Raw genomic sequence first — 21,589 nt, forward strand, 5'->3', positions numbered from 1 at the left:
CTCGCGAATGGGGCAGCTCAGTCTGAATGGTTGGCCACACAAATCCCGCGCTCACTGGAGCCCGCCCACCATCGCCTGTTACCATTCGCCCCCTGTTTGATCTTCGCTTTTATCTTCTTTCCGAGACATGCCATGACCACCGTCCGTACCCGCATCGCGCCTTCGCCCACTGGCGATCCCCATGTCGGCACCGCTTACATCGCCTTGTTCAACTATTGCTTTGCCAAGCAGCACGGTGGTGAGTTCATCCTGCGGATCGAGGACACCGATCAGTTGCGTTCGACCCGCGAGTCGGAACAGCAGATTTTCGACGCCCTGCGCTGGCTCGGCATCGATTGGAGCGAGGGCCCGGACGTCGGCGGCCCGCACGGCCCGTATCGCCAGAGCGAACGTGGCGAGATCTACAAGCAGTACTGTCAGCAATTGGTGGACATGGGGCATGCGTTCCCTTGCTTCTGCACTGCCGAAGAGCTCGACCAGATGCGGGCCGAGCAGATCGCCCGTGGCGAAACCCCGCGCTACGACGGCCGCGCGCTGCTGCTGTCCAAAGAAGAAGTCGCCCGTCGCCTGGCCGCTGGCGAGCCCCATGTGATCCGCATGAAGGTGCCGACCGAGGGTGTCTGCGTGGTGCCGGACATGCTGCGTGGCGATGTCGAGATCCCGTGGGATCGCATGGACATGCAAGTGCTGATGAAGACCGATGGCCTGCCGACGTACTTCCTGGCCAACGTGGTCGACGATCACCTGATGGGCATCACTCACGTTCTGCGTGGTGAAGAATGGCTGCCGTCGGCGCCGAAACTGATCCTGCTCTATGAGTACTTTGGCTGGGAACAACCTCAGCTGTGCTACATGCCGCTGCTGCGTAACCCGGACAAAAGCAAGTTGTCCAAGCGCAAGAACCCGACCTCGGTGACGTTCTACGAGCGCATGGGCTTCATGCCCGAGGCGATGCTCAACTACCTGGGGCGCATGGGCTGGTCGATGCCGGACGAGCGTGAGAAGTTCTCGCTGCAGGAAATGGTCGAGCACTTCGATCTGTCGCGTGTCTCCCTGGGCGGGCCGATCTTCGACGTCGAGAAACTCTCCTGGCTCAACGGCCAGTGGCTGCGTGACCTGCCGGTGGAAGAGTTCGCCGCACGCGTGCAGAAGTGGGCGTTCAACCCTGAGTACATGATGAAGATCGCTCCCCACGTGCAGGGCAGGGTCGAGACCTTCAGCCAGATCGCCCCGCTGGCCGGCTTCTTCTTCGCCGGTGGCGTGACCCCGGACGCGAAGTTGTTCGAATCCAAGAAACTCTCGGGCGACCAGGTGCGGCAGTTGATGCAGTTGATCCTGTGGAAGCTCGAAAGCCTGCGCCAGTGGGAGAAGGACAGCATCACCGCGACCATCCAGGCCGTGGTCGAATCGCTGGAACTGAAATTGCGCGATGCCATGCCGTTGATGTTCGCCGCCATTACCGGCCAGGCCAGCTCGGTGTCGGTGCTCGATGCAATGGAAATCCTCGGGCCGGACCTGACCCGTTTCCGCCTGCGCCAAGCCATCGATCTGCTCGGTGGCGTGTCGAAGAAGGAAAACAAAGAGTGGGAAAAACTGCTGGGCGCGATTGCTTAAGCGGTCGATGGAGCAGGGCATGCCCCGGTTTTCCGGGTTTTGTCGGTAAGTGATTGTTATCCCGGCAAAAAATTTTCAAATTCTTTGAAAATAAATTTGACAGCCCTCCGATACGCCCTTAAGATTCGCCCCGTCCTCAGCGATGAGGGGCTATAGCTCAGCTGGGAGAGCGCTTGCATGGCATGCAAGAGGTCGACGGTTCGATCCCGTCTAGCTCCACCAATTTACACTTCGAGGCCTGGCCACACCGGCCTTGAAGCGATCAACACTCAGCGTTGATCAGTTGTATAGAAGGGTTTGCGTCCCCTTCGTCTAGTGGCCTAGGACACCGCCCTTTCACGGCGGTAACAGGGGTTCGAGTCCCCTAGGGGACGCCAGTTTTACAGAAGCGATGTTGCAAGATGATGTCGCTCCGCCGCGAGGCGAAAAATCCGGGGCTATAGCTCAGCTGGGAGAGCGCTTGCATGGCATGCAAGAGGTCGACGGTTCGATCCCGTCTAGCTCCACCAATTTACACTTCAAGGTTTGGCCACACCGGCCTTGAAGCGATCAGTACTCAGCGCTGATCATGTTCAGAAGGTTTGTGTCCCCTTCGTCTAGTGGCCTAGGACACCGCCCTTTCACGGCGGTAACAGGGGTTCGAGTCCCCTAGGGGACGCCACGATTACCCGCTCTGCGGGATTTTATAAGGGTCATTCAATTCTTGAATGGCCCTTTTGTTTGCCTGGCATTCAGCCAATTCCCTTATCCTCCAAAAATACTTCTGACGAGCGGTCACTATTTCGCTTGCGGAAATTTATTATGAGAATAATATTTCAATCGTAATATTCGGAGGCAACGATGAGCGATAAAAAAGCACAAACCCGCGAACGCATTCTCAAGGCCGCCAGCGATGCGCTGATCCAGCGCGGGCCGGCCGAGCCGAGCGTGGGCGAGGTGATGGGCGCAGCCGGCCTGACGGTGGGTGGTTTTTATGCCCATTTCGAAAGCAAGGATGCGTTGATGCTGGAGGCGTTCAAGCAGTTGTTGAATCGCCGCCGTGGCTTGATCGCCGACATGGATGCCGAGCTGACGGGTGAAGAGCGGCGCGCATTGGTCGCGGCGTTCTATCTGTCGCGCAAGCACCGTGATTCCACCGAGCAAGCGTGTCCGATCCCGGCATCGGTCGGCGAGCTCGGGCGGCTGCCGGACGCGTTTCGTGAAGTTCTCAACGAGCATATCGAGCTGATGGTCGCGCAGTTGGCCGCCAGCCCCGAAGACGCCGACAAAGCCCTGGCCGACATCGCCTTGATGGTCGGCGGCCTGGCCCTGGCACGGGCATTGGGCCCGGGTGAGTTATCGGATCGTTTACTGCGCGCCGCCAAGTCGGCGGTGCGTTGAGCTAAGGCGCAAGCCCTGGAGATGAGCATGGACAGGTTGAGCTGGATTCGTGGCGTCAATGGCACCCTTGGTTGGATCGCGCCGCGGCTGGTGGCGAAGAGCATGCGCAGGGTCTTCATGAGTCCGCGCAACCTGCCACCACGGGCCTGGGAACTGCCATTGCTGGCCTCGTCCGAGCGCATCACGTTGCGCTTCGGCCTGTCTGCCTTGCGTTGGGGCAAAGGCCCGGCGGTCCTGTTGATGCACGGGTGGGAAGGGCGGCCGACCCAATTTGCAGCGTTGATCAACGCGCTGGTGGACGCCGGTTATACGGTGGTGGCGCTGGATGGACCGGCCCACGGTCGCTCGCCGGGTCGCCAGGCCAATGTCCCGTTGTTTGCCCGGGCGATGCTCGAAGCCGCAGCCGAGTTGCCGCCGCTGCAAGCGGTAATCGGTCACTCCATGGGCGGCGCCAGTGCCATGCTGGCGGTCCAGCTGGGGCTGCGAACCGAGACGCTGGTGAGTATCGCCGCGCCGGCGCGTATCCTCGGCGTGTTGCGTGGGTTCGCCCGGATGATGGGAATGCCCGCCAGGGCGCGCTCGGCGTTCATTCGCCAGGTGGAGCAGGATGTGGGCATGCAGGCTTCGAAGATGGATGTCTCGCAATACCAGCTGGATATTCCGGGGCTGATTGTCCATGCCGAGGACGATACATCGGTATCGGTCGAGGAATCGCAACTGATCCATGAAGCCTGGTTCGACAGCCGCCTGCTGCGCTTGCCGGAGGGCGGGCACCAGCGAGTCCTGGCCGATCCCCGTGTCATTGATGGGGTGTTATCACTGCTGGCAGGACGCAGCCTGCAAGCGCGGCAATCGGCTTGAGCATCCGGTACACTGCCCCGATCCAAATTCGACCGGGAGAGGGGCATGGGCTGGGATCGGGCAACGCCGTTCATTATTGATCTTCAGGTCAATCCAGAAGACATCGACGGGCTGGGCCACGCCAATAACGCGGTGTACGTCACTTGGCTGGAGCGCTGCGCCTGGCGGCATTCCCAGCGCCTGGGCCTGGACCTGGTGGAGTACCGGCGGCTGGATCGCGCCATGGCGGTGGTGCGGCATGAAATCGATTACCTGGCAGCGGCCTACGAGGGCGACGAACTGCAGCTGGCGACCTGGATCGTCGACTGGGACCAGCGCCTGAAAATGACCCGGCACTTCCAACTGGTCCGGCCCAGCGATAACACCACGCTGCTGCGGGCCCAAACCACCTTTGTCTGTATCGAACTTTCCACCGGCCGACCCAAGCGCATGCCGCCGGAGTTTATCGAGGGTTATGGCGTGGCGCTAAGCCTGGATGGGAGCGAGCCTGCTCGCGAAGGCGGCGGTACAGCCAGCACCTTCGCAAGCTGATCCACCGCCATCGCGAGCAAGCTCGTCCCACAAAGGCTCGGCGGCGATTTGCCGATTTTGTGCAGGAAATCCGCTAAACTGCCGCACGTTTTTTCGTTGAGTGTGTTTTCCATGCAAATTGCCTTGGCGCCCATGGAGGGGTTGGTCGACAACATCCTGCGTGACGTCCTGACCCGTGTTGGCGGCATTGATTGGTGTGTCACCGAGTTCATTCGCGTCAATGACCGTCTGCTCACGCCCGCCTATTTCCACAAGCTCGGCCCGGAATTGCTGACCGGCGCCCGAACTGCCGCGGGCGTACCCCTGCGGGTGCAATTGCTGGGCTCCGACCCGGTGTGCCTGGCGGAAAACGCGGCGCTGGCCTGCGAGCTGGGGTCTGAGGTGATCGACTTGAATTTTGGCTGTCCGGCCAAGACGGTAAACAAGTCGCGGGGCGGGGCAGTGCTGCTCAAGGAGCCGGAGCTGCTCAACGAGATCGTCGAGCATGTACGGCGTGCGGTGCCCAAATACATTCCTGTCACCGCCAAGATGCGCCTGGGCTTCGATAGCCCGGACGGCGCGCTGGTCTGCGCCACGGCGCTGGCCGAGGGCGGCGCGGCCCATATCGTCGTGCATGCGCGGACCAAGGTCGACGGCTACAAGCCGCCGGCCCACTGGGAGTGGATTCCCCGCGTCCAGGAAGTGGTCAAGGTGCCGGTGTTCGCCAACGGTGATATCTGGAGTGTCGAGGATTGGCGTCGCTGCCGCGAAATCAGCGGAGTCGAAGACATCATGCTCGGTCGCGGCCTGGTGTCCCGCCCCGACCTGGCCCGGCAGATCGCCGCCGCCCGGGCCGGTGAAGAAGTCACCGAGATGTCCTGGGCCGACCTACAGCCGATGCTCCAGGATTTCTGGCTGCAAGTGGTCGACCAACTGACGCCACGCCAGGCGCCAGGCCGGTTGAAGCAATGGCTGGCGATGTTGACGCGAAATTATCCGGAGGCGGTTGAGCTGTTCAGTGCCGTGCGGCGGGAAACCGACCTGGACGCGGTAGGCCATTTGTTGGGTGTGCAGCGCACCGAGGCGGCCTGAAAAAATTTTAAGAAAAAGCTCTTGAAAAGTTTTTGGCGGTCCCTAGATAGGGGATACGCGATGCCGAATTCGGGTCGCGGAGACAAAAAAACTTGCTGAACTTTCAGGAGATTTGAATCATGAGTACTGCATTTTCGCTGGCCCCTCTGTTCCGTTCCTCGGTGGGCTTCGACCGTTTCAACGACCTGTTCGAAACCGCCCTGCGCAACGAACCGGGCAGCAGCTATCCACCCTACAACGTGGAAAAACACGGCGATGACGAATACCGCATCGTAGTCGCCGCCGCCGGGTTCCGGGAAGAAGACCTGGACCTGCAAGTGGAAAAAGGTGTGCTGACCATCAGCGGCGGCAAGCGCGAGGCCAGCAACGACAGCGTGACCTACCTGCACCAGGGCATCGCCCAGCGTGCGTTCAAGCTGTCCTTCCGGTTGGCGGATCATATCGAGATCAAGGCCGCCGGCCTGAGCAACGGTCTGTTGAGCATCGACCTGTTGCGCGTGGTACCGGAAGAGGCGAAGGCCAAGCGCATCCCGATCAACGGTGCGCAGCAGCAACCCGCGCTGGAGAATTGATCCATCGCAACTGAAGAAGGGCGCCTGAGGGCGCCCTTCTTCGTTTTTGGAGTCATTGCAAGACGAGGGGATAAACCCTGCGCCACAAAAGCCTTCTGCCTGGGTTGCACAGGCTAGGGCAGCAACCGCTCAAACGCCTCCAGTGGCAACGGCCGGCTGTGCAGGTAACCCTGGTACAAATGACAATCGAGCCCCTGCAGAAACTGCAGTTGCTCCAGCGTCTCCACCCCTTCGGCGATCATTTCCAGGTTCAGGCTGCGGGCCATGGCGACAATGGCGCGGATGATTTCGGCGTCGTTGGGGTCGCTGGTGGCATCGCGCACGAAGGATTGATCGATTTTCAAGGTGTCCACCGGCAGCCGCTTGAGGTAAGTCAGCGACGAATAGCCGGTGCCGAAGTCATCCATGGCAAAGCTGACGCCCAGTTTCTTGAGCCGGCGCATCTTGGAGATGGTGTCGTCCAGGTTATGGATCACGATGCCTTCGGTAATCTCCAGCTTGAGCAGGGAGTAGGGCAGCCCGTGGCTGGCGAGGCTGCTTTCGATGCGTTCGACAAAATCATTCTGGCGAAACTGCCGGGGACTGATGTTGACGCACAGTTTGAACCGTTTTGGATCGACCTTGCCCTTGGCGATCAGCTGCTTGAAGCCGTTGCAGGCTTCATCGAGGATCCAGGTACCGACTTCCAGGATCAAGCCGCTGTCTTCCAATACCTTGATGAACTCGTTGGGCGATTGCGCGCCCAGGTCGGGGTGATGCCAGCGCACCAGCGCCTCGGCCCCGATGATGCGGTTGTCCCGGGCATCGATCTGGGGCTGGAAATGCAAACTGAATTCGTTGCGAGCCAAGGCCTGGCGCAAATCGGTTTCCATGCGCAATCGTTCGCTGGCGGCTTTTTGCATGGTGGTGTGGAACATCTGGGAGGTGTTGCGTCCCGAATCTTTGGCGCGGTAGAGGGCGATGTCGGCGCGCTTGAGCAAGTCGGTCGGTGTGGAACCGTGGTCCGGAATCAGCGCCATGCCGATGCTGGGCGTGACTTGCAGGCGTTGCCCGTCGAGGAACATCGGTTCCGAGAGCAGGTCGCGCAGGGTATCGGCCAGGTCTTGCACCTGTTGGCCGACCATGGCGCGCGTCCCTTCAAGACCGCTGAGCAGCACGACGAACTCATCACCGCCCAGCCGCGCCACGGTGTCTTCGAGGCGCACGCTGGCTTCCAGGCGTGCGGTGATGATCTTCAGCACGGTATCGCCCACCGGGTGACCAAGGGAGTCGTTGATGTGCTTGAAGTGGTCCAGGTCGAGGAACAGCAGGGCTCCGCGCAGGTTGTGGCGCTTGAGCAAGGCAATCTGCTGGCTCAAGCGGTCCATCAGCAACGCACGGTTGGGCAGGTTCGTGAGTGGGTCATGGTAAGCCAGGTGGCGGATCTGCGCTTCGGCGTTGCGCAACAGGCTGACGTCCCGGGCTGTCAGCAGCAGGCAGGCTGTTTCGTTGAGGGTGATGGGCTCCACCGACACTTCAACCGTGAGGATTTCCCCGCGCTTGTTACGTCCGAGCATTTCCTGGTGAAGAACGCGGCCCTTTAGCTGCAGTTCGGCCAGCAGGGCGGCGCGCTGTTTTTCTTCGGCCCAGATCCCCACTTCGTAGACCGTGTGGCCGATCACTTCGTCGGCGCGGTAGCCGGTCAGGCGACAAAAACCATCGTTGACCTCCAGGTAACGACCGCTTTCGAGTTCGGTGATGGTGATGGCGTCAGGGCTGGAGTGAAACGCCTTGGCGAACTTCTCTTCGCTGGCCTTCAGGGCCGCTTCGGAGCGCTGTTGCTGGGTGATGTCTCGCAGCGTGGTGACGATGCAGGGCTGGTTGCCGACGTTGATCTGCCGGCTGGATATCACGCAGGTCAGCGGCTGGCCATTCTTGTGGTGGACGACAATGGCGACATTGCTCAGCGATTGTTCGCGGATGACGCGTTCTATGCGTTGCAGGCTGCTGCCCGAGGCGTCCCACAGGCCGATCTCGTCGGCGCTGAGGCCGATCACGTCGCTGGCCGCCCAGCCGAAAGTCTGGGTGAAGCTGGAATTGATTTCCAGGAACCTGCCGTCGTCCTGGTGAGTGACACAGATCGGGTCGGGGCTGACCTGGAACAGTGTCGCGAACTTCTCCTCAGACGCCGCCAGGCTCTGCTCCCGCTCCACCTGGTCGGTGATGTCCAGCAAGGTCCCGGCCATGCGCAGGGGGCTGCCGTCGTCGTTGCGATAGAGGCGGGCGCGGCTTTCCAGATAACGCGAGCTGCCGTCCGGCAGTTGCACGCGATAGGTCAATTGATAGTTGCCCGCCGGGCCTTCACGCAGGCTGCGGTAGGCGTTGCGCATGTTGTTGCGCTCTTCGGTGGGTACACCCTCGAAAAAGGCGTCGAACGATTCGTGGAATGCCTTGGGCTCCAGGCCATGAAGCTGCGCGGCCCGGGCCGAGCCATAGAGCATGCCGCTGGGAATGTGCCAATCCCAAGTGCCCAGTTGCGCTGAGTCGAGGGCCAGGTCCAGGCGTTCCTGGCTGTCCTTGAGGGCTTGTTCGGCGAGTTTGCGTTCGGTGGTGTCGAGGAATGTGCTGAGCAGGTAAGGCTGGCCTTCGAGTTCGACTTTCTGTGCGCTGAGGATGCCGTTGTGGACCTGGCCGTTACTGGCGCGAAACTCCACTTCCATGCTGATCAGTTCGCCCTTGGCCTTGGTCGCTTCCACCAGTTTTGCCCGTTGCGTGGGGTCGACCCACAAGCCCAGTTCCAGGGTGGTGCGGCCAATCACATCGTGCACCGGCCAGCCGAACAGGCTTTCAAAGTACTGGTTGGCTTCGCTGATCAGTCCATCTTCCTGGCGCGTCAGCAAGACCATGTTCGGGCAAAGATGAAAAAGCGTGGCGAAGCGTTTTTCCGAACTGCGCAGCGCCTGTTCCCGCTCGCGCTGGTGGGTGATCTCGCGGATGACCCCGATCATGCGCGGACGGCCATGTTTGTCGGGCAATACGCTGCCACTGATTTCCAACCAGTGCAGGCTGCCATCGGGCCAGACGATGCGGTGGTGCATGGCCTGCTCAAGCGGTGCGCCGGCCACCGCCGCGTGAAACGCGCGAACGGCCCGTGCCCGGTCCTCGGGCAGCAGCAGGTCGAGGTAATCGACGTCCGCCGGCAACGGCTGGCGCGGATCGAAGCCGAACAGCGCCTGGGTGCCCCGCGACCAGCTGATCTGTCCGGTATCGATGTCCCACGACCAGGCCCCCAGCCGCGCTCCGTTCAGGGCGGCCAGCAACTGTGGCGCGCTGTCCCAGCTCTGCTCGGATCGCTTCGGGTCGAGCGCCTGGATACGCGGCAGGGGCGGAAGATGGTCGGCGGGTTTGGGCATTCTCTAGCGGGCCTTGGGCGGGTGGGCGTTATGCACAGGCGTAGTGGCCCTATAGGAGTAGCACAACTTATGCCCTTGTCCCTGGCAGATCGATTTGTGCGTCCAGTAGAGCCATGAAAGCTCGTGCTGCGTTCGACAGCGTCCGTTCGGTGTGCACGATATAGCCTAGCTGGCGACTGAGCTGTATGCCCGGCAAAGGAATGCGCGCGACCTGTTCGTCGAGCATGGTGCGCGGCAGGACGCTCCAGGCCAGGCCGATGGAGACCATCATTTTTATGGTTTCCAGATAATTCGTGCTCATGGCGATATTCGGGGTCAGGCCCTGGGCTTCGAACAGCCGCCGCACGATGTGATGGGTGAATGTATTGCCGCCCGGGAAAACCGCCGGGTGCAAGGCGATGTCCGCCAGGGTCACCGCGCCGTTTTCCAGCAGCACATGTTCCGGCGCTACGACGAAATCCAGCGGGTCGTCCCATACCGGCTTGGCGCTCACCAGTGCGTGGGGCTCGGGGGCGAGGGTGATGACCGCCAGTTCCGCGCGGCCGTGGAGGATTTCCTCGTAGGCCACTTCCGAATCCAGGAACTGAATATCCAATGCCACCTGTGGGTAGCGTCGGGTGAACGCCCTTAATAAGGAGGGCAAGCGATGCAAGCCGATGTGGTGACTGGTGGCGAGGGTCAGCCGCCCGGTCACTTCTCCGGTCAGGTTGGTCAGGGCGCGACGGGTGTCGTCGAGCACGTTGAGAATCTGATAGGCCCGTGGCAGCAGGGCGCGACCGGCTTCGGTCAGGCCGATTTCACGGCCCAGTCGATCGAACAGGCGCACGTTGAGTTGCTGTTCCAGCCCGGCAATCCGCTTGCTGATGGCGGGCTGGGTCAGGTGCAGGCGCTCGCCGGCGCCGGAGAAACTGCCGGTCTCGGCGATGGCAATAAAGGCGTTGAGGTTGGCTAGGTCCATGGCCGTCTTGGTCGAATTCCTGTTGGTTATGCAAAGTATGAAAAATATGAATTTGAGTTATTTAATGTAGCCTCATAACATCAGCCTCACAAGCCAAGGGGTCATTGAGCCGCTCAAGACCCAGGGCATAGAAACAAGCTGATGAGGAAACCGTCTGATGGCCGGCAAAACGCTCTACGACAAGCTCTGGGATTCGCATTTGGTCAAGCAGCGCGACGATGGCTCGGCGCTGATCTACATCGACCGTCACATCATCCATGAAGTGACCTCGCCGCAAGCCTTCGAAGGCCTGCGCCTGGCCGGGCGCAAGCCGTGGCGCATCGATGCCAACATCGCGACCCCGGACCACAACGTACCGACCACGCCGGAGCGCAAGGGCGGCATCGAAGCCATTGCCGACCAGGTCTCGCGCCTGCAAGTCCAGACCCTCGACGACAACTGTGACGAATACGGCATCGTCGAATTCAAGATGAACGATGTGCGCCAAGGCATCGTCCACGTCATCGGCCCGGAGCAGGGCGCGACCTTGCCCGGCATGACCGTGGTCTGCGGCGACTCGCACACCTCGACCCACGGCGCATTCGGCGCCCTGGCCCATGGCATCGGCACTTCGGAGGTCGAGCATGTGCTCGCCACCCAGTGCCTGGTCGCCAAGAAAATGAAAAACATGCTGGTGCGCGTCGAAGGCAAGTTGCCGTTCGGCGTGACCGCCAAGGACATCGTCCTGGCGGTGATCGGCAAGATCGGCACCGCTGGCGGCAACGGCCATGCCATCGAATTCGCCGGCAGTGCGATCCGCGACTTGTCCGTCGAGGGCCGCATGACCATCTGCAATATGTCTATCGAAGCCGGCGCGCGCGTCGGGTTGGTGGCCGCCGATGAAAAAACCGTGGAATACGTCAAGGGTCGTCCGTTCGCTCCAAAAGGCGCGGAATGGGACATGGCGGTCGAAGCCTGGAAAGACCTGGTTTCTGACCCGGACGCCACATTCGACACCGTGGTCGAGCTCGACGCAGCGCAGATCAAGCCGCAAGTCAGCTGGGGCACTTCGCCTGAGATGGTGTTGGCCGTGGACCAGAACGTGCCGGATCCGGCCAAGGAAATGGACCTGGTCAAGCGCGACTCCATTGTTCGCGCCTTGAAATACATGGGCTTGAGCGCCAACCAGGCGATCACCGACATCCAACTCGACCGCGTGTTCATCGGTTCCTGCACCAACTCGCGGATCGAAGACTTGCGCGCTGCTGCAGTGATCGCCAAGGGGCGCAAGGTCGCGTCGACCATCAAGCAAGCGATCGTGGTGCCGGGCTCGGGCCTGGTGAAGGCCCAGGCCGAAGCGGAAGGTCTGGACAAGATTTTCCTCGAAGCCGGTTTCGAATGGCGTGAGCCAGGGTGCTCGATGTGCCTGGCGATGAACCCGGACCGTTTGGAGTCGGGCGAGCATTGCGCTTCCACCTCCAACCGTAACTTCGAAGGCCGTCAGGGCGCCGGTGGCCGTACGCACCTGGTGAGCCCGGCGATGGCCGCCGCGGCGGCTGTCAACGGCCGTTTCGTCGACGTCCGCGAATTGATCTGAAGGAGCGCAGCATGAAAGCTTTTACCCAGCACACCGGTCTTGTCGCGCCTTTGGATCGTGCCAACGTCGACACCGACCAGATCATCCCCAAGCAGTTCTTGAAATCCATCAAGCGCACCGGTTTTGGCCCGAACCTGTTCGACGAATGGCGCTACCTGGATGTCGGCCAGCCGTATCAGGACAACTCCAAGCGTCCGCTGAACAAGGATTTCGTGCTCAACGCCGAACGCTACCAAGGCGCCAGCGTGTTGCTGGCCCGGGAGAACTTCGGCTGCGGTTCGAGCCGCGAGCACGCGCCGTGGGCCCTGGAAGAGTACGGTTTTCGCAGCATCATCGCGCCGAGCTACGCCGACATCTTCTTCAACAACAGCTTCAAGAACGGCTTGCTGCCGATCATCCTCAGCGACGCCGAGGTGGATGAGCTGTTCCAGCAGGTCGAGGCCAATCCCGGCTATCAATTGCAGATCGACCTGGCCGCCCAGACGGTGACCCGTCCCGATGGCAAGGTGTTGGGGTTCGAGATCGATGCGTTCCGCAAGCATTGCCTGCTCAATGGCCTGGATGATATTGGCCTGACCTTGCAGGACGGCGAGGCGATTGCCGCGTTCGAGGCCAAGCATCGGGCAAGCCAGCCTTGGTTGTTTCGCGATGCTTGATTGATCGGAAATTGCTTCGCGAGCAGTACTGACACCACAAGGCTACACCCCAAAAGGAAGGTCCCATGACCAGCACCGCCCACAGCCAAGTCGTACAAAAGCAATTCGGCGAACAAGCCTCGGCCTACCTGAGCAGTGCCGTGCACGCCCAAGGCGCCGAGTTCGCCCTGCTACAAGCTGCGTTGGCCGGCCGTGGCGATGCGCGGGTGCTGGACCTGGGTTGCGGCGCCGGCCATGTGAGTTTCCACGTGGCGGCGCTGGCCGGTGAAGTGGTGGCCTACGACCTGTCCCAGCAAATGCTGGACGTGGTGACCGCCGCAGCGGTTGAGCGCGGCCTGGGCAATATCAGCACGGTCCGTGGCGCCGCCGAGCGCCTGCCGTTCGCCGACGCTGAGTTCGACTTCGTGTTCAGCCGCTATTCGGCGCATCATTGGAGCGATCTCGGCCTGGCATTGCGGGAAGTGCGCCGGGTGCTCAAGCCGGGCGGGAGGGTGGCGTTCATCGACATCCTGTCGCCGGGCACGCCGTTGCTGGACACGTACCTGCAAAGCATCGAAGTACTGCGCGACACCAGCCATGTGCGCGACTATTCGGCTGCCGAGTGGTTGCGCCAGGTCAGCGAAGCGGGGCTGCACACCCGCAGCACCTCGCGCCAGCGCCTGCGCCTGGAGTACCGCTCCTGGGTCGAACGCATGCGCACCCCCGAGGTGATGCGCGCAGCGATTCTTGAGCTGCAGCGCTCGATGGGCGACGAAGTGCGTGAATATTTTGAGATTGAGGCCGATGGTTCGTTCAGTACTGACGTGCTGGTGCTGTGGGCCGAGCGATAGCATTTTTCCCGACCCGGCCTTGGCTACGAAGCCCAGGCCCGTGTCGACAGAGCAAATGAGGAAAGCATGAGCAAGCAGATTCTGATTCTCCCAGGTGACGGTATCGGCCCGGAAATCATGGCCGAGGCGGTCAAGGTGCTGGAGCTGGCGAACGATAAGTACGGCCTGGGTTTCGAACTCAGCCACGATGTCATCGGTGGCGCGGCCATCGACAAGCACGGCGTGCCCCTGGCCGATGAAACCCTTGACCGTGCCCGCTCCGCCGATGCCGTGCTGCTGGGCGCCGTGGGCGGCCCGAAATGGGACAAGATCGAACGCGACATCCGCCCTGAGCGCGGCCTGCTGAAGATTCGTGCGCAACTGGGTCTGTTCGGCAACCTGCGCCCGGCGATTCTTTACCCGCAACTGGCCGATGCCTCGAGCCTGAAGCCGGAAATCGTTTCCGGCCTGGATATTCTCATCGTCCGCGAGCTGACCGGCGGTATCTACTTCGGCGCCCCGCGCGGCACCCGTGAGCTGGAGAATGGCGAGCGCCAGGCCTACGACACCCTGCCGTACAGCGAAAGCGAAATCCGCCGTATCGCCCGGGTCGGCTTCGACATGGCCCGCGTGCGTGGCAAGAAGCTGTGCTCGGTAGATAAGGCTAACGTCCTGGCTTCCAGCCAACTGTGGCGTGAGGTGGTCGAGCAGGTGGCCAAGGATTACCCGGACATCGAGCTGAGCCACATGTACGTCGACAACGCCGCGATGCAACTGGTCCGCGCGCCGAAGCAATTCGACGTGATCGTCACCGACAACATGTTCGGCGACATCCTGTCCGACGAAGCGTCGATGCTCACCGGCTCGATCGGCATGCTGCCGTCCGCTTCCCTGGACGCCAACAACAAGGGCATGTACGAGCCTTGCCACGGTTCGGCGCCGGACATCGCCGGGCAGGGCATTGCCAACCCGTTGGCGACCATTCTGTCGGTGTCGATGATGCTGCGTTACAGCTTCAACTTGAACGATGCCGCCGACGCGATCGAAAAAGCCGTCAGCGTAGTCCTGGACCAAGGCTTGCGCACCGGTGATATCTGGTCGCAAGGTTGTACCAAAGTCGGTACGCAGCAAATGGGCGATGCAGTAGTCGCCGCGCTGCGGAATCTGTAATCTTTCGGGCCCACCGCTTCGACGGTGGCCCACTTTTGTAAAGGTGTAGTTGCGATGAAACGTGTAGGTCTGATCGGTTGGCGCGGCATGGTCGGTTCCGTGCTCATGCAGCGAATGCTGGAAGAGCAGGATTTCGATCTCATTGAGCCGGTGTTTTTCACCACCTCCAACGTTGGTGGCCAGGGCCCGTCCGTGGGCAAGGACACCGGTGTGCTCAAGGATGCCTACAGCATCGACGAGCTCAAGACCCTCGACGTGATCCTGACCTGCCAGGGCGGCGACTACACCAGCGAAGTGTTCCCGAAACTGCGTGAAGCCGGCTGGCAGGGCTACTGGATCGACGCCGCTTCCAGCCTGCGCATGCAGGACGACGCGGTGATCATCCTCGACCCGGTCAACCGCAAGGTCATCGACCAGCAGTTGGACGCGGGCACCAAGAACTACATCGGCGGCAACTGCACCGTCAGCCTGATGTTGATGGGCCTGGGCGGCTTGTTCGAAGCCGGTCTGGTGGAGTGGATGAGCGCCATGACCTACCAGGCGGCGTCCGGTGCCGGCGCGCAGAACATGCGTGAGCTGATCAAGCAGATGGGCGCGACCCACGCCGCTGTTGCCGATGACCTGGCCAACCCGGCCAGTGCCATCCTCGACATCGACCGCAAGGTCGCCGAGGCGATGCGCAGCGATGCCTACCCGACCGAGAACTTCGGCGTGCCGCTGGCCGGCAGCCTGATTCCTTGGATCGACAAGGAGCTGCCTAACGGCCAGAGCCGCGAAGAGTGGAAGGCCCAGGCCGAAACCAACAAGATCCTGGGTCGCTTCAAGAGCCCGATCCCGGTGGACGGCATCTGCGTGCGCATCGGCGCCATGCGTTGCCACAGCCAGGCGCTGACCATCAAGCTGAACAAAGACGTGCCGATCGCCGACATCGAAGGCCTGATCAGCCAGCACAACCCATGGGTCAAGCTGGTGCCGAACAATCGCGAAACCAGTATGCAGGAGCTGAGCCCGACCAAGGTCACCGGCACCCTGAACGTACCGGTGGGCCGTCTGCGCAAGTTGAACATGGGTTCGCAGTTCGTCGGTGCCTTCACCGTCGGCGACCAACTGCTGTGGGGCGCGGCCGAACCGCTGCGTCGCATGCTGCGGATCCTGCTCGAGCGTTGATCGATAGCTGCTGTGAAAGAGCCCGCGCCTTGTGAGAGGTGCGGGTTTTTCATATGGGGTTGGAGCAAGCTCCCTCGCCACAGGTTCTCTTGTGTTCAATTGCCTGCCCAACCACCACCCGGTAAAGTGCCGCTCCCCACGTTTTACCTGAGGTAGACCCATGAGCCAGTCCTTTGATATTGCCGTGATCGGCGCCACCGGTACTGTCGGCGAAACCCTCGTCCAGATTCTTGAAGAGCGCGACTTTCCGATCGGCAACCTGCACCTGCTGGCCAGCAGCGAATCGGCTGGCAGTTCGGTGATGTTCCGCGGCAAAAACGTGCGGGTGCGCGAGGTCGACGAATTCGATTTCGGCAAAGTCCAGCTGGCATTCTTCGCCGCCGGCCCGGCGGTAACCTTGAGCTTCGCGCCACGTGCCACCGCCGCCGGTTGTGCGTTGATCGATCTGTCTGGCGCGCTGCCGCCGGAGCAGGCGCCACAGATGGTGCCGGAAGCCAACCCGCAGGTGCTGGCCAACTTGTCCAAGCCGTTCCAGGTCAGCAGCCCCAGCGCCTCGGCGACGGTGCTGGCTGTCGCCTTGGCACCGCTGCGCCAATGCCTGGATTTGCAGCGCATCAGCCTGACCGCCAGCCTCGCCGTGTCTGCCCAAGGCCGAGCGGCTGTGAGCGAACTTGCGCGCCAGACCGCCGAATTGCTGAACGTCCGTCCGCTCGAACCGAAATTTTTCGACCGACAGGTGGCGTTCAACCTGCTGGCCCAGGTAGGTACGCCTGATGAGCAGGGTCATACGCAGTTGGAACGACGTCTCGTGCGTGAATTGCGCCAGGTGCTTGGGCAACCTTTGTTAAAGATTTCCGTCACTTGCATTCAAGCCCCGGTGTTTTTTGGCGATAGCTTTAGCGTGACTGTGCAATCTGCCGGCCCCATCGACCTGGCGAAGGTCAATGCCGCCCTGGAAGCAGCGCCGGGAATCGAGTTGGTCGAGGCGGGTGATTACCCGACACCGGTGGGTGATGCGGTGGGCCAGGATGTGGTCTATATCGGTCGCGTGCGCGGCGGCATCGACGATCCGTCGGAGCTGAATCTGTGGCTGACGTCGGATAACGTGCGCAAGGGCGCGGCGCTCAATGCGGTGCAGGTGGCTGAGTTGTTGATAAAAGACCTGCTGTAAAAGATACTTGGCAACAATTTGTCGAATGGTTCTAGCTGGGCGCTATGCTTGGTCAGAGTGCTGAAGGCGAACATTCCTCCCGGGGATTGCTCCCGGGCATGAGTGAAACAATCGCGCGCGCCGTCGCATCGGGGCTGCGCGCAATGCCTTACGGCAGCGGCATCAATACCTTCTCGCTGGCCGAGGAATGTTCAAACAAAGGAAGAGGCTATGGTTCAAGTTCGCAAACTGGTGTTAGCAATAGCGGCCGCCTCGGCGCTGTCCTCCGGTATGGCGCAAGCGCTCGGGCTCGGGGAATTGACCCTCAAGTCGCCGCCGAACCAGCCTCTGGTGGCCGAAATCGAACTGCTCGATGTCCAACAACTGACCGCCGCCGAGGTGGTGCCGAGCCTGGCCCCGCCCGAAGAGTTCGCCAAGGCGGGCATTGATCGCCAAGCCTTTCTCAACGATTTGAGCTTCACACCGGTGATCAACGCCAACGGCAGGAGTGTCCTTCGGGTGACTTCCAGCCGGCCGTTATCCGAGCCGATGGTCAAGTTCCTGGTGCAGGTGATGTGGCCCAACGGCCGCTTGCTGCGCGACTACAGCGTACTGCTCGATCCTTCCAAATTCTCGCCTCAGGCCGCCGACGCCGCTCGGGCGAAGCCTCCCCAAGTGGTCTCCGCGCCGGTCACTGGCGCTACCAAGCCGTCCCAATACACCACCACGCCGCGCGATACCCTGTGGGAAATCGCTGCCAAGGTGCGCAACGGCGGCTCGGTGCAGCAAACCATGCTGGCGATCCAGGCGTTGAACCCGAACGCATTCATCAACGGCAACATCAACCTGCTCAAGACCGGCCAGGTATTGCGCCTGCCCGATCCGGTGCAAAGCACGGCGTTGCCGCAACCCCAGGCCATCGCCGAAGTGGCAGCCCAGAACGCTGCATGGCGTCAGGGGCGTCGTGGCGGGGCGGGCAGTGGCCGCCAGCAGTTGGACGCCACCCGGCGTGGCGGCGGCGAAAACGCCCCTGCCCAAGGCGCTGCGCGCGATAACCTGAGCCTGGTTTCCGCCGAATCGGCGAAGGCGGGCGCCAAGGGTAAAGGCGCCGCTGGTGATGCCCAGGCATTGAGCAACCAGCTTGCGGTGACCCAGGAAAGCCTCGATTCAGCTCGTCGCGACAACGAAGAACTGAAAAGCCGCATGGCCGATCTGCAGAGCCAATTGGACAAGCTGCAGCGCCTGATCGAGCTGAAGAACAATCAACTGGCGAAAATGCAGGCCGAGGGCGGCGCGGTCCCGCCCGCCGGCGAGTCGACGCCGGCAATGTCGGCGCAACTGACCCCCGCGCCAGCGGCACCCTCGCAGGAACCCGCCCCGGAAAATCAGGCTGCCCCTGAAGCAACCCCGCCTGTCACTCCGGTCGAGCCAGTGCCGGCCGCCGCAGACGAGAAAAAGTACAACGACCTGCTGACCAATCCGATCCTGCTGGGACTGATCGGCGGCGGTGCGTTGGTCCTGTTGCTGCTGCTGTTGCTCCTGGCCCGTCGCCGCAAGGCCCAGCAGGAAGCCGAGAAACATCTGCGCATGGCCCGAGCCCTCGAGGAGGAGGCCGACTTCTCCCCGGAGCTCGATCTGCCCCCGAGCAGCTTCGAGGGCATTGAAGTACCACCGCCTAGCGTCAAACTCGAGCCAAAGCCAGCCCCGGCTCCGAAACCAGCCCCGGTGGTTGCGCCCGTGGTGGTCACGCCCCCCATCGCCGCACCGCTGGTAGCTCCGGCCGCCGACCGCTCGGACGACGTATTGCACCAGGCGCAGTCGCACATTGATCGTGGTCGTTTGAACCAGGCCGTCGACTTGCTTGAACAAGGCATCAAGGCCGAGCCCCAGCGCAGTGACCTGCGTTTGAAACTGATGGAAGTCTATGGCCAGCAGGGCGACCGCGACGCCTTTGTCGCCCAGGAACGCCAGTTGGTCGCCAATGGCGAGAACTACGCCCAGGTCGAACAACTCAAGAGCCGTTTCCCGGCCATGGCAGTCGCCGCTGGCGCAGGCCTGGCCGCGGCAGCCGTGGCCGCTGAGTTGGATGCTCAATACGTCAAGGAGCTGTTGGAAGATAAACCGCCAACCGACGAAGAACTCGACAGCGCCTTCGACCTGAGCCTGGAGGACATGGACACCACTCCGGTCGCACCAACCCCCGAGCCAATCGCCGAGCTGGACGCGTTCCCGGAAGACGATGACCTGAGTTTCGAATCGGTGCTCAAGCAGCAGACCGAGGCCAGCGAAAGCCTCGACGATCTGTCGGAGTTCGATCTGGACCTGGGTGCCGATGCTCCGGCGCCAGCCTTGGCTGATGAAGATTTCCTGCTGGACCTGGATGACGACCTCAAGGGGTTGGACATTCCCGCCGCCCAAACGCCTGCGCTGGATGACACGCCGGCCGACGATCTTGAGCTGCCAGCGGATTTCGATCTGTCCCTGGCCGACGAGATGGACGCGCACGAGCAGCCGAAGGATGCCTTCGAATCCGAGCTGGACGATGTCAACGCCGAGCTGGATCGCTTGTCCGACGACCTCGGCCAGCCAACGTTTACCGCTGAGGACGCCCTGGCGACAGCCGACGACGAGCCGGACTTCGATTTCCTCAGCGGCACCGACGAAGTGGCGACCAAGCTCGATCTGGCCCAGGCCTATATCGACATGGGCGACAACGACGGCGCCCGGGATATCCTCGGCGAAGTGCTCAGCGAAGGGGATGCCACCCAGCAGAGCGAAGCGAAGGAGATGTTGTCGCGGCTGGCGTGAGTCGGCGGTATAACAAGAACGGCAGCCGGTGAGGCTGCCGTTTTTGTTTGCATTGGAGTTGAAGGCACCGGTCCATCCCGCACAGGAACCACGGTTGCACTGGCATCCCGCTTCACCCGCTTTATAATGCCCGCCTTTGCGTACCTCAGCAGGCTGTAATTCCTTGGCAAACATAGACAACCCGGCCGCCGAAATGGCGGCCGACGGCTTTTTCCGGATCGCCTTGGGCGTGGAGTACAAAGGCTCGCGCTATCGCGGCTGGCAGCGTCAGGCCTCCGGCGTATTGACGGTGCAGGAAACCCTCGAAAACGCGCTGTCCAAAGTCGCCGATTCACCCGTGTCGCTGCATTGCGCCGGTCGCACCGACGCCGGCGTGCACGCGTGCGGGCAAGTCGTGCATTTCGACACCCAAGTCGAACGCTCGATGAAGGCCTGGGTCATGGGCGCCAATATCAACCTGCCGCACGATGTCAGCGTCAGTTGGGCGAAGGCGATGCCGGCTCATTTCCATGCGCGCTTCAAGGCCATCGCCCGGCGTTACCGCTACGTCATCTACAACGATCAGATCCGCCCCGCGCACCTGAACGAGGAAATTACCTGGAACCACCGTCCGCTGGATGTCGAGCGTATGGCCGAGGCCGCGCAATACCTGGTCGGTGTGCATGATTTCAGCGCCTTCCGGGCCGGCCAGTGCCAGGCCAAGTCGCCGATCAAGGAGCTGCATCACCTGCGCGTGACCCGTCACGGCAAGATGATCGTGCTCGATATCCGCGCCAGCGCGTTCCTGCACCACATGGTGCGCAACATCGCCGGTGTGCTGATGACCATCGGCGCGGGTGAGCGGCCGGTGGAATGGGTCAAGGAAGTGCTCGAGAGCCGCATTCGTCGCTCGGGTGGCGTGACGGCGCATCCGTTTGGCCTGTACCTGGTGCAGGTGGAATATCACGACGAATTCCAATTGCCGGAGCGTTACATCGGGCCACATTTCCTCACGGGCTTCTCGGAACTCGACGGCTGACGCCCTCCGCTGCATTTGTTACCATCCGGGACTTTCACGGATTTGCCTGAGGTTTTACTCACCATGCCGGTCGTTCGCAGCAAGATATGCGGAATCACCCGGGTCGAAGACGCACTGGCGGCGGTCGAGGCCGGGGCGGACGCCATTGGCCTGGTGTTCTACGCCAAGAGTCCGCGGGCGGTGACGGTGCAGCAGGCGAGGGCGATCATCCAGGCCCTGCCACCCTTCGTCACGCCGGTCGGCCTGTTCGTCAATGCCAGCCGTTGCGAGCTGGGCGAAATTCTCGACGCGGTGCCGCTGGCCCTGCTGCAGTTCCATGGCGACGAGGCCCCGGCTGATTGCGAAGGCTGGCATCGACCGTACATCAAGGCTTTGCGGGTCAAGGCAGGCGACGCCATCGCGGCCAGTTGCGAGGCCTTTCCCGGGGCCAGCGGTATCTTGCTGGACACCTACGTCGAGGGCGTCCCGGGTGGGACCGGCGAAGCGTTCGATTGGTCGCTGGTGCCGCGGGGGTTGGACAAGCCGATCATCCTCGCCGGTGGCCTGACGCCGGACAACGTGGCTGCGGCCATCGCCCAGGTTCGTCCGTACGCCGTGGACGTCAGCGGCGGGGTGGAACTGGCCAAGGGGATCAAGGACCCGGCGAAGATCCGGGCGTTCATGGCGGCCGTGCGCGGCAGCCAGTAGTCAATGTGACGGCTGGCAGACTGCCGCCGTCCATACCTGCACTGTACAAAACAGGCAGGCGCCGCCTCCGGGCGGGCCGATAGCGTAAGGGTAACCGCGGCGTAGCGGTTGCCGGGATGGCAGGGGATTGTTGGGCTGGTTGCAGGTCATGTTGCGCACTGACCGTGAC

At 62.0% G+C, this 21,589-nt stretch carries 17 protein-coding genes and 4 tRNA genes; 19 read left to right on the plus strand and 2 right to left on the minus strand.

What is annotated here, in order from left to right; all coding sequences use genetic code 11:
- The first annotated feature begins 132 nt into the window (after positions 1–132).
- The 10 genes from gltX (at position 133) to VQ575_RS08920 (ending at position 6,029) form a co-directional block, all read left to right on the plus strand.
- The gene (gene gltX / locus VQ575_RS08875) at positions 133–1,614 is read left to right on the plus strand and encodes a glutamate--tRNA ligase (protein WP_039593947.1); all 1,482 of its coding nucleotides are present in this window, start codon (positions 133–135) and stop codon (positions 1,612–1,614) included.
- 146 nt (positions 1,615–1,760) lie between these two features.
- Positions 1,761–1,836 (plus strand) — tRNA-Ala (locus VQ575_RS08880).
- A gap of 79 nt (positions 1,837–1,915) precedes the next feature.
- A tRNA-Glu gene (locus tag VQ575_RS08885) sits at positions 1,916–1,991 on the plus strand.
- A gap of 56 nt (positions 1,992–2,047) precedes the next feature.
- A tRNA-Ala gene (locus VQ575_RS08890) sits at positions 2,048–2,123 on the plus strand.
- 76 nt (positions 2,124–2,199) lie between these two features.
- Positions 2,200–2,275: transfer RNA gene (locus VQ575_RS08895), tRNA-Glu, on the plus strand.
- Positions 2,276–2,454: 179 nt separating this feature from the next.
- On the plus strand, positions 2,455–2,994 hold the full coding sequence (locus VQ575_RS08900) for a TetR/AcrR family transcriptional regulator (protein ID WP_039593946.1): 540 nt from the start codon (positions 2,455–2,457) through the stop codon (positions 2,992–2,994).
- A gap of 27 nt (positions 2,995–3,021) precedes the next feature.
- Positions 3,022–3,855 (plus strand): alpha/beta fold hydrolase, encoded by an 834-nt coding sequence (locus tag VQ575_RS08905; RefSeq protein WP_325919480.1) that lies wholly within the window; start codon positions 3,022–3,024, stop codon positions 3,853–3,855.
- Between the two features lie 45 nt (positions 3,856–3,900).
- The gene (locus VQ575_RS08910) at positions 3,901–4,386 is read left to right on the plus strand and encodes an acyl-CoA thioesterase (RefSeq protein ID WP_045155556.1); all 486 of its coding nucleotides are present in this window, start codon (positions 3,901–3,903) and stop codon (positions 4,384–4,386) included.
- A 111-nt stretch (positions 4,387–4,497) separates the two neighbouring features.
- Positions 4,498–5,457, plus strand: coding sequence for a tRNA dihydrouridine synthase (locus tag VQ575_RS08915; RefSeq protein WP_325919481.1), 960 nt, complete (start codon positions 4,498–4,500; stop codon positions 5,455–5,457).
- Positions 5,458–5,576: 119 nt separating this feature from the next.
- Complete coding sequence (locus VQ575_RS08920; RefSeq protein ID WP_039593943.1) at positions 5,577–6,029, plus strand: Hsp20 family protein; 453 nt, start codon at positions 5,577–5,579, stop codon at positions 6,027–6,029.
- Positions 6,030–6,142: 113 nt separating this feature from the next.
- Here the strand turns inward: VQ575_RS08920 and VQ575_RS08925 are convergent, their stop codons facing one another.
- Together VQ575_RS08925 and VQ575_RS08930 are read right to left on the minus strand one after the other, a co-directional pair.
- Positions 6,143–9,421, minus strand: coding sequence for an EAL domain-containing protein (locus VQ575_RS08925; RefSeq protein WP_325919482.1), 3,279 nt, complete (start codon positions 9,419–9,421; stop codon positions 6,143–6,145).
- A gap of 67 nt (positions 9,422–9,488) precedes the next feature.
- Positions 9,489–10,379, minus strand: coding sequence for a LysR family transcriptional regulator (locus VQ575_RS08930; RefSeq protein ID WP_039593941.1), 891 nt, complete (start codon positions 10,377–10,379; stop codon positions 9,489–9,491).
- A gap of 157 nt (positions 10,380–10,536) precedes the next feature.
- Between VQ575_RS08930 and leuC the strand changes: the two genes are divergently transcribed.
- From leuC to VQ575_RS08975, 9 genes are all read left to right on the plus strand, one after another.
- A complete protein-coding gene (gene leuC, locus VQ575_RS08935) occupies positions 10,537–11,955 on the plus strand; it encodes a 3-isopropylmalate dehydratase large subunit (protein ID WP_039593940.1) in 1,419 nt (472 codons plus the stop codon).
- Between the two features lie 11 nt (positions 11,956–11,966).
- On the plus strand, positions 11,967–12,611 hold the full coding sequence (leuD, locus tag VQ575_RS08940; protein WP_030142033.1) for a 3-isopropylmalate dehydratase small subunit: 645 nt from the start codon (positions 11,967–11,969) through the stop codon (positions 12,609–12,611).
- Between the two features lie 65 nt (positions 12,612–12,676).
- Positions 12,677–13,441, plus strand: coding sequence for a class I SAM-dependent methyltransferase (locus tag VQ575_RS08945; RefSeq protein WP_198726647.1), 765 nt, complete (start codon positions 12,677–12,679; stop codon positions 13,439–13,441).
- A 66-nt stretch (positions 13,442–13,507) separates the two neighbouring features.
- The gene (gene leuB, locus VQ575_RS08950; protein WP_039593938.1) at positions 13,508–14,590 is read left to right on the plus strand and encodes a 3-isopropylmalate dehydrogenase; all 1,083 of its coding nucleotides are present in this window, start codon (positions 13,508–13,510) and stop codon (positions 14,588–14,590) included.
- A gap of 54 nt (positions 14,591–14,644) precedes the next feature.
- Entirely contained in the window at positions 14,645–15,757 is a 1,113-nt protein-coding gene (asd, locus tag VQ575_RS08955) for an aspartate-semialdehyde dehydrogenase (protein WP_039593937.1), read from the plus strand.
- Between the two features lie 160 nt (positions 15,758–15,917).
- On the plus strand, positions 15,918–16,928 hold the full coding sequence (locus tag VQ575_RS08960; protein WP_039593936.1) for an aspartate-semialdehyde dehydrogenase: 1,011 nt from the start codon (positions 15,918–15,920) through the stop codon (positions 16,926–16,928).
- A 210-nt stretch (positions 16,929–17,138) separates the two neighbouring features.
- Positions 17,139–19,715: a FimV/HubP family polar landmark protein gene (locus tag VQ575_RS08965; RefSeq protein WP_325919483.1), complete on the plus strand. Its 2,577-nt coding sequence runs from the start codon at positions 17,139–17,141 to the stop codon at positions 19,713–19,715.
- Positions 19,716–19,908: 193 nt separating this feature from the next.
- Positions 19,909–20,733, plus strand: a complete 825-nt coding sequence (gene truA, locus VQ575_RS08970) for a tRNA pseudouridine(38-40) synthase TruA (RefSeq protein ID WP_039593989.1) — start codon at positions 19,909–19,911, stop codon at positions 20,731–20,733.
- 63 nt (positions 20,734–20,796) lie between these two features.
- Positions 20,797–21,420 carry a phosphoribosylanthranilate isomerase gene (locus tag VQ575_RS08975; RefSeq protein WP_045155561.1) on the plus strand — a complete coding sequence of 208 codons (624 nt, stop codon included), beginning with the start codon at positions 20,797–20,799 and terminating at the stop codon, positions 21,418–21,420.
- Positions 21,421–21,589: the final 169 nt, after the last annotated feature.

Source organism: Pseudomonas frederiksbergensis, assembly GCF_035751725.1.
Classification (GTDB): domain Bacteria; phylum Pseudomonadota; class Gammaproteobacteria; order Pseudomonadales; family Pseudomonadaceae; genus Aquipseudomonas; species Aquipseudomonas frederiksbergensis_A.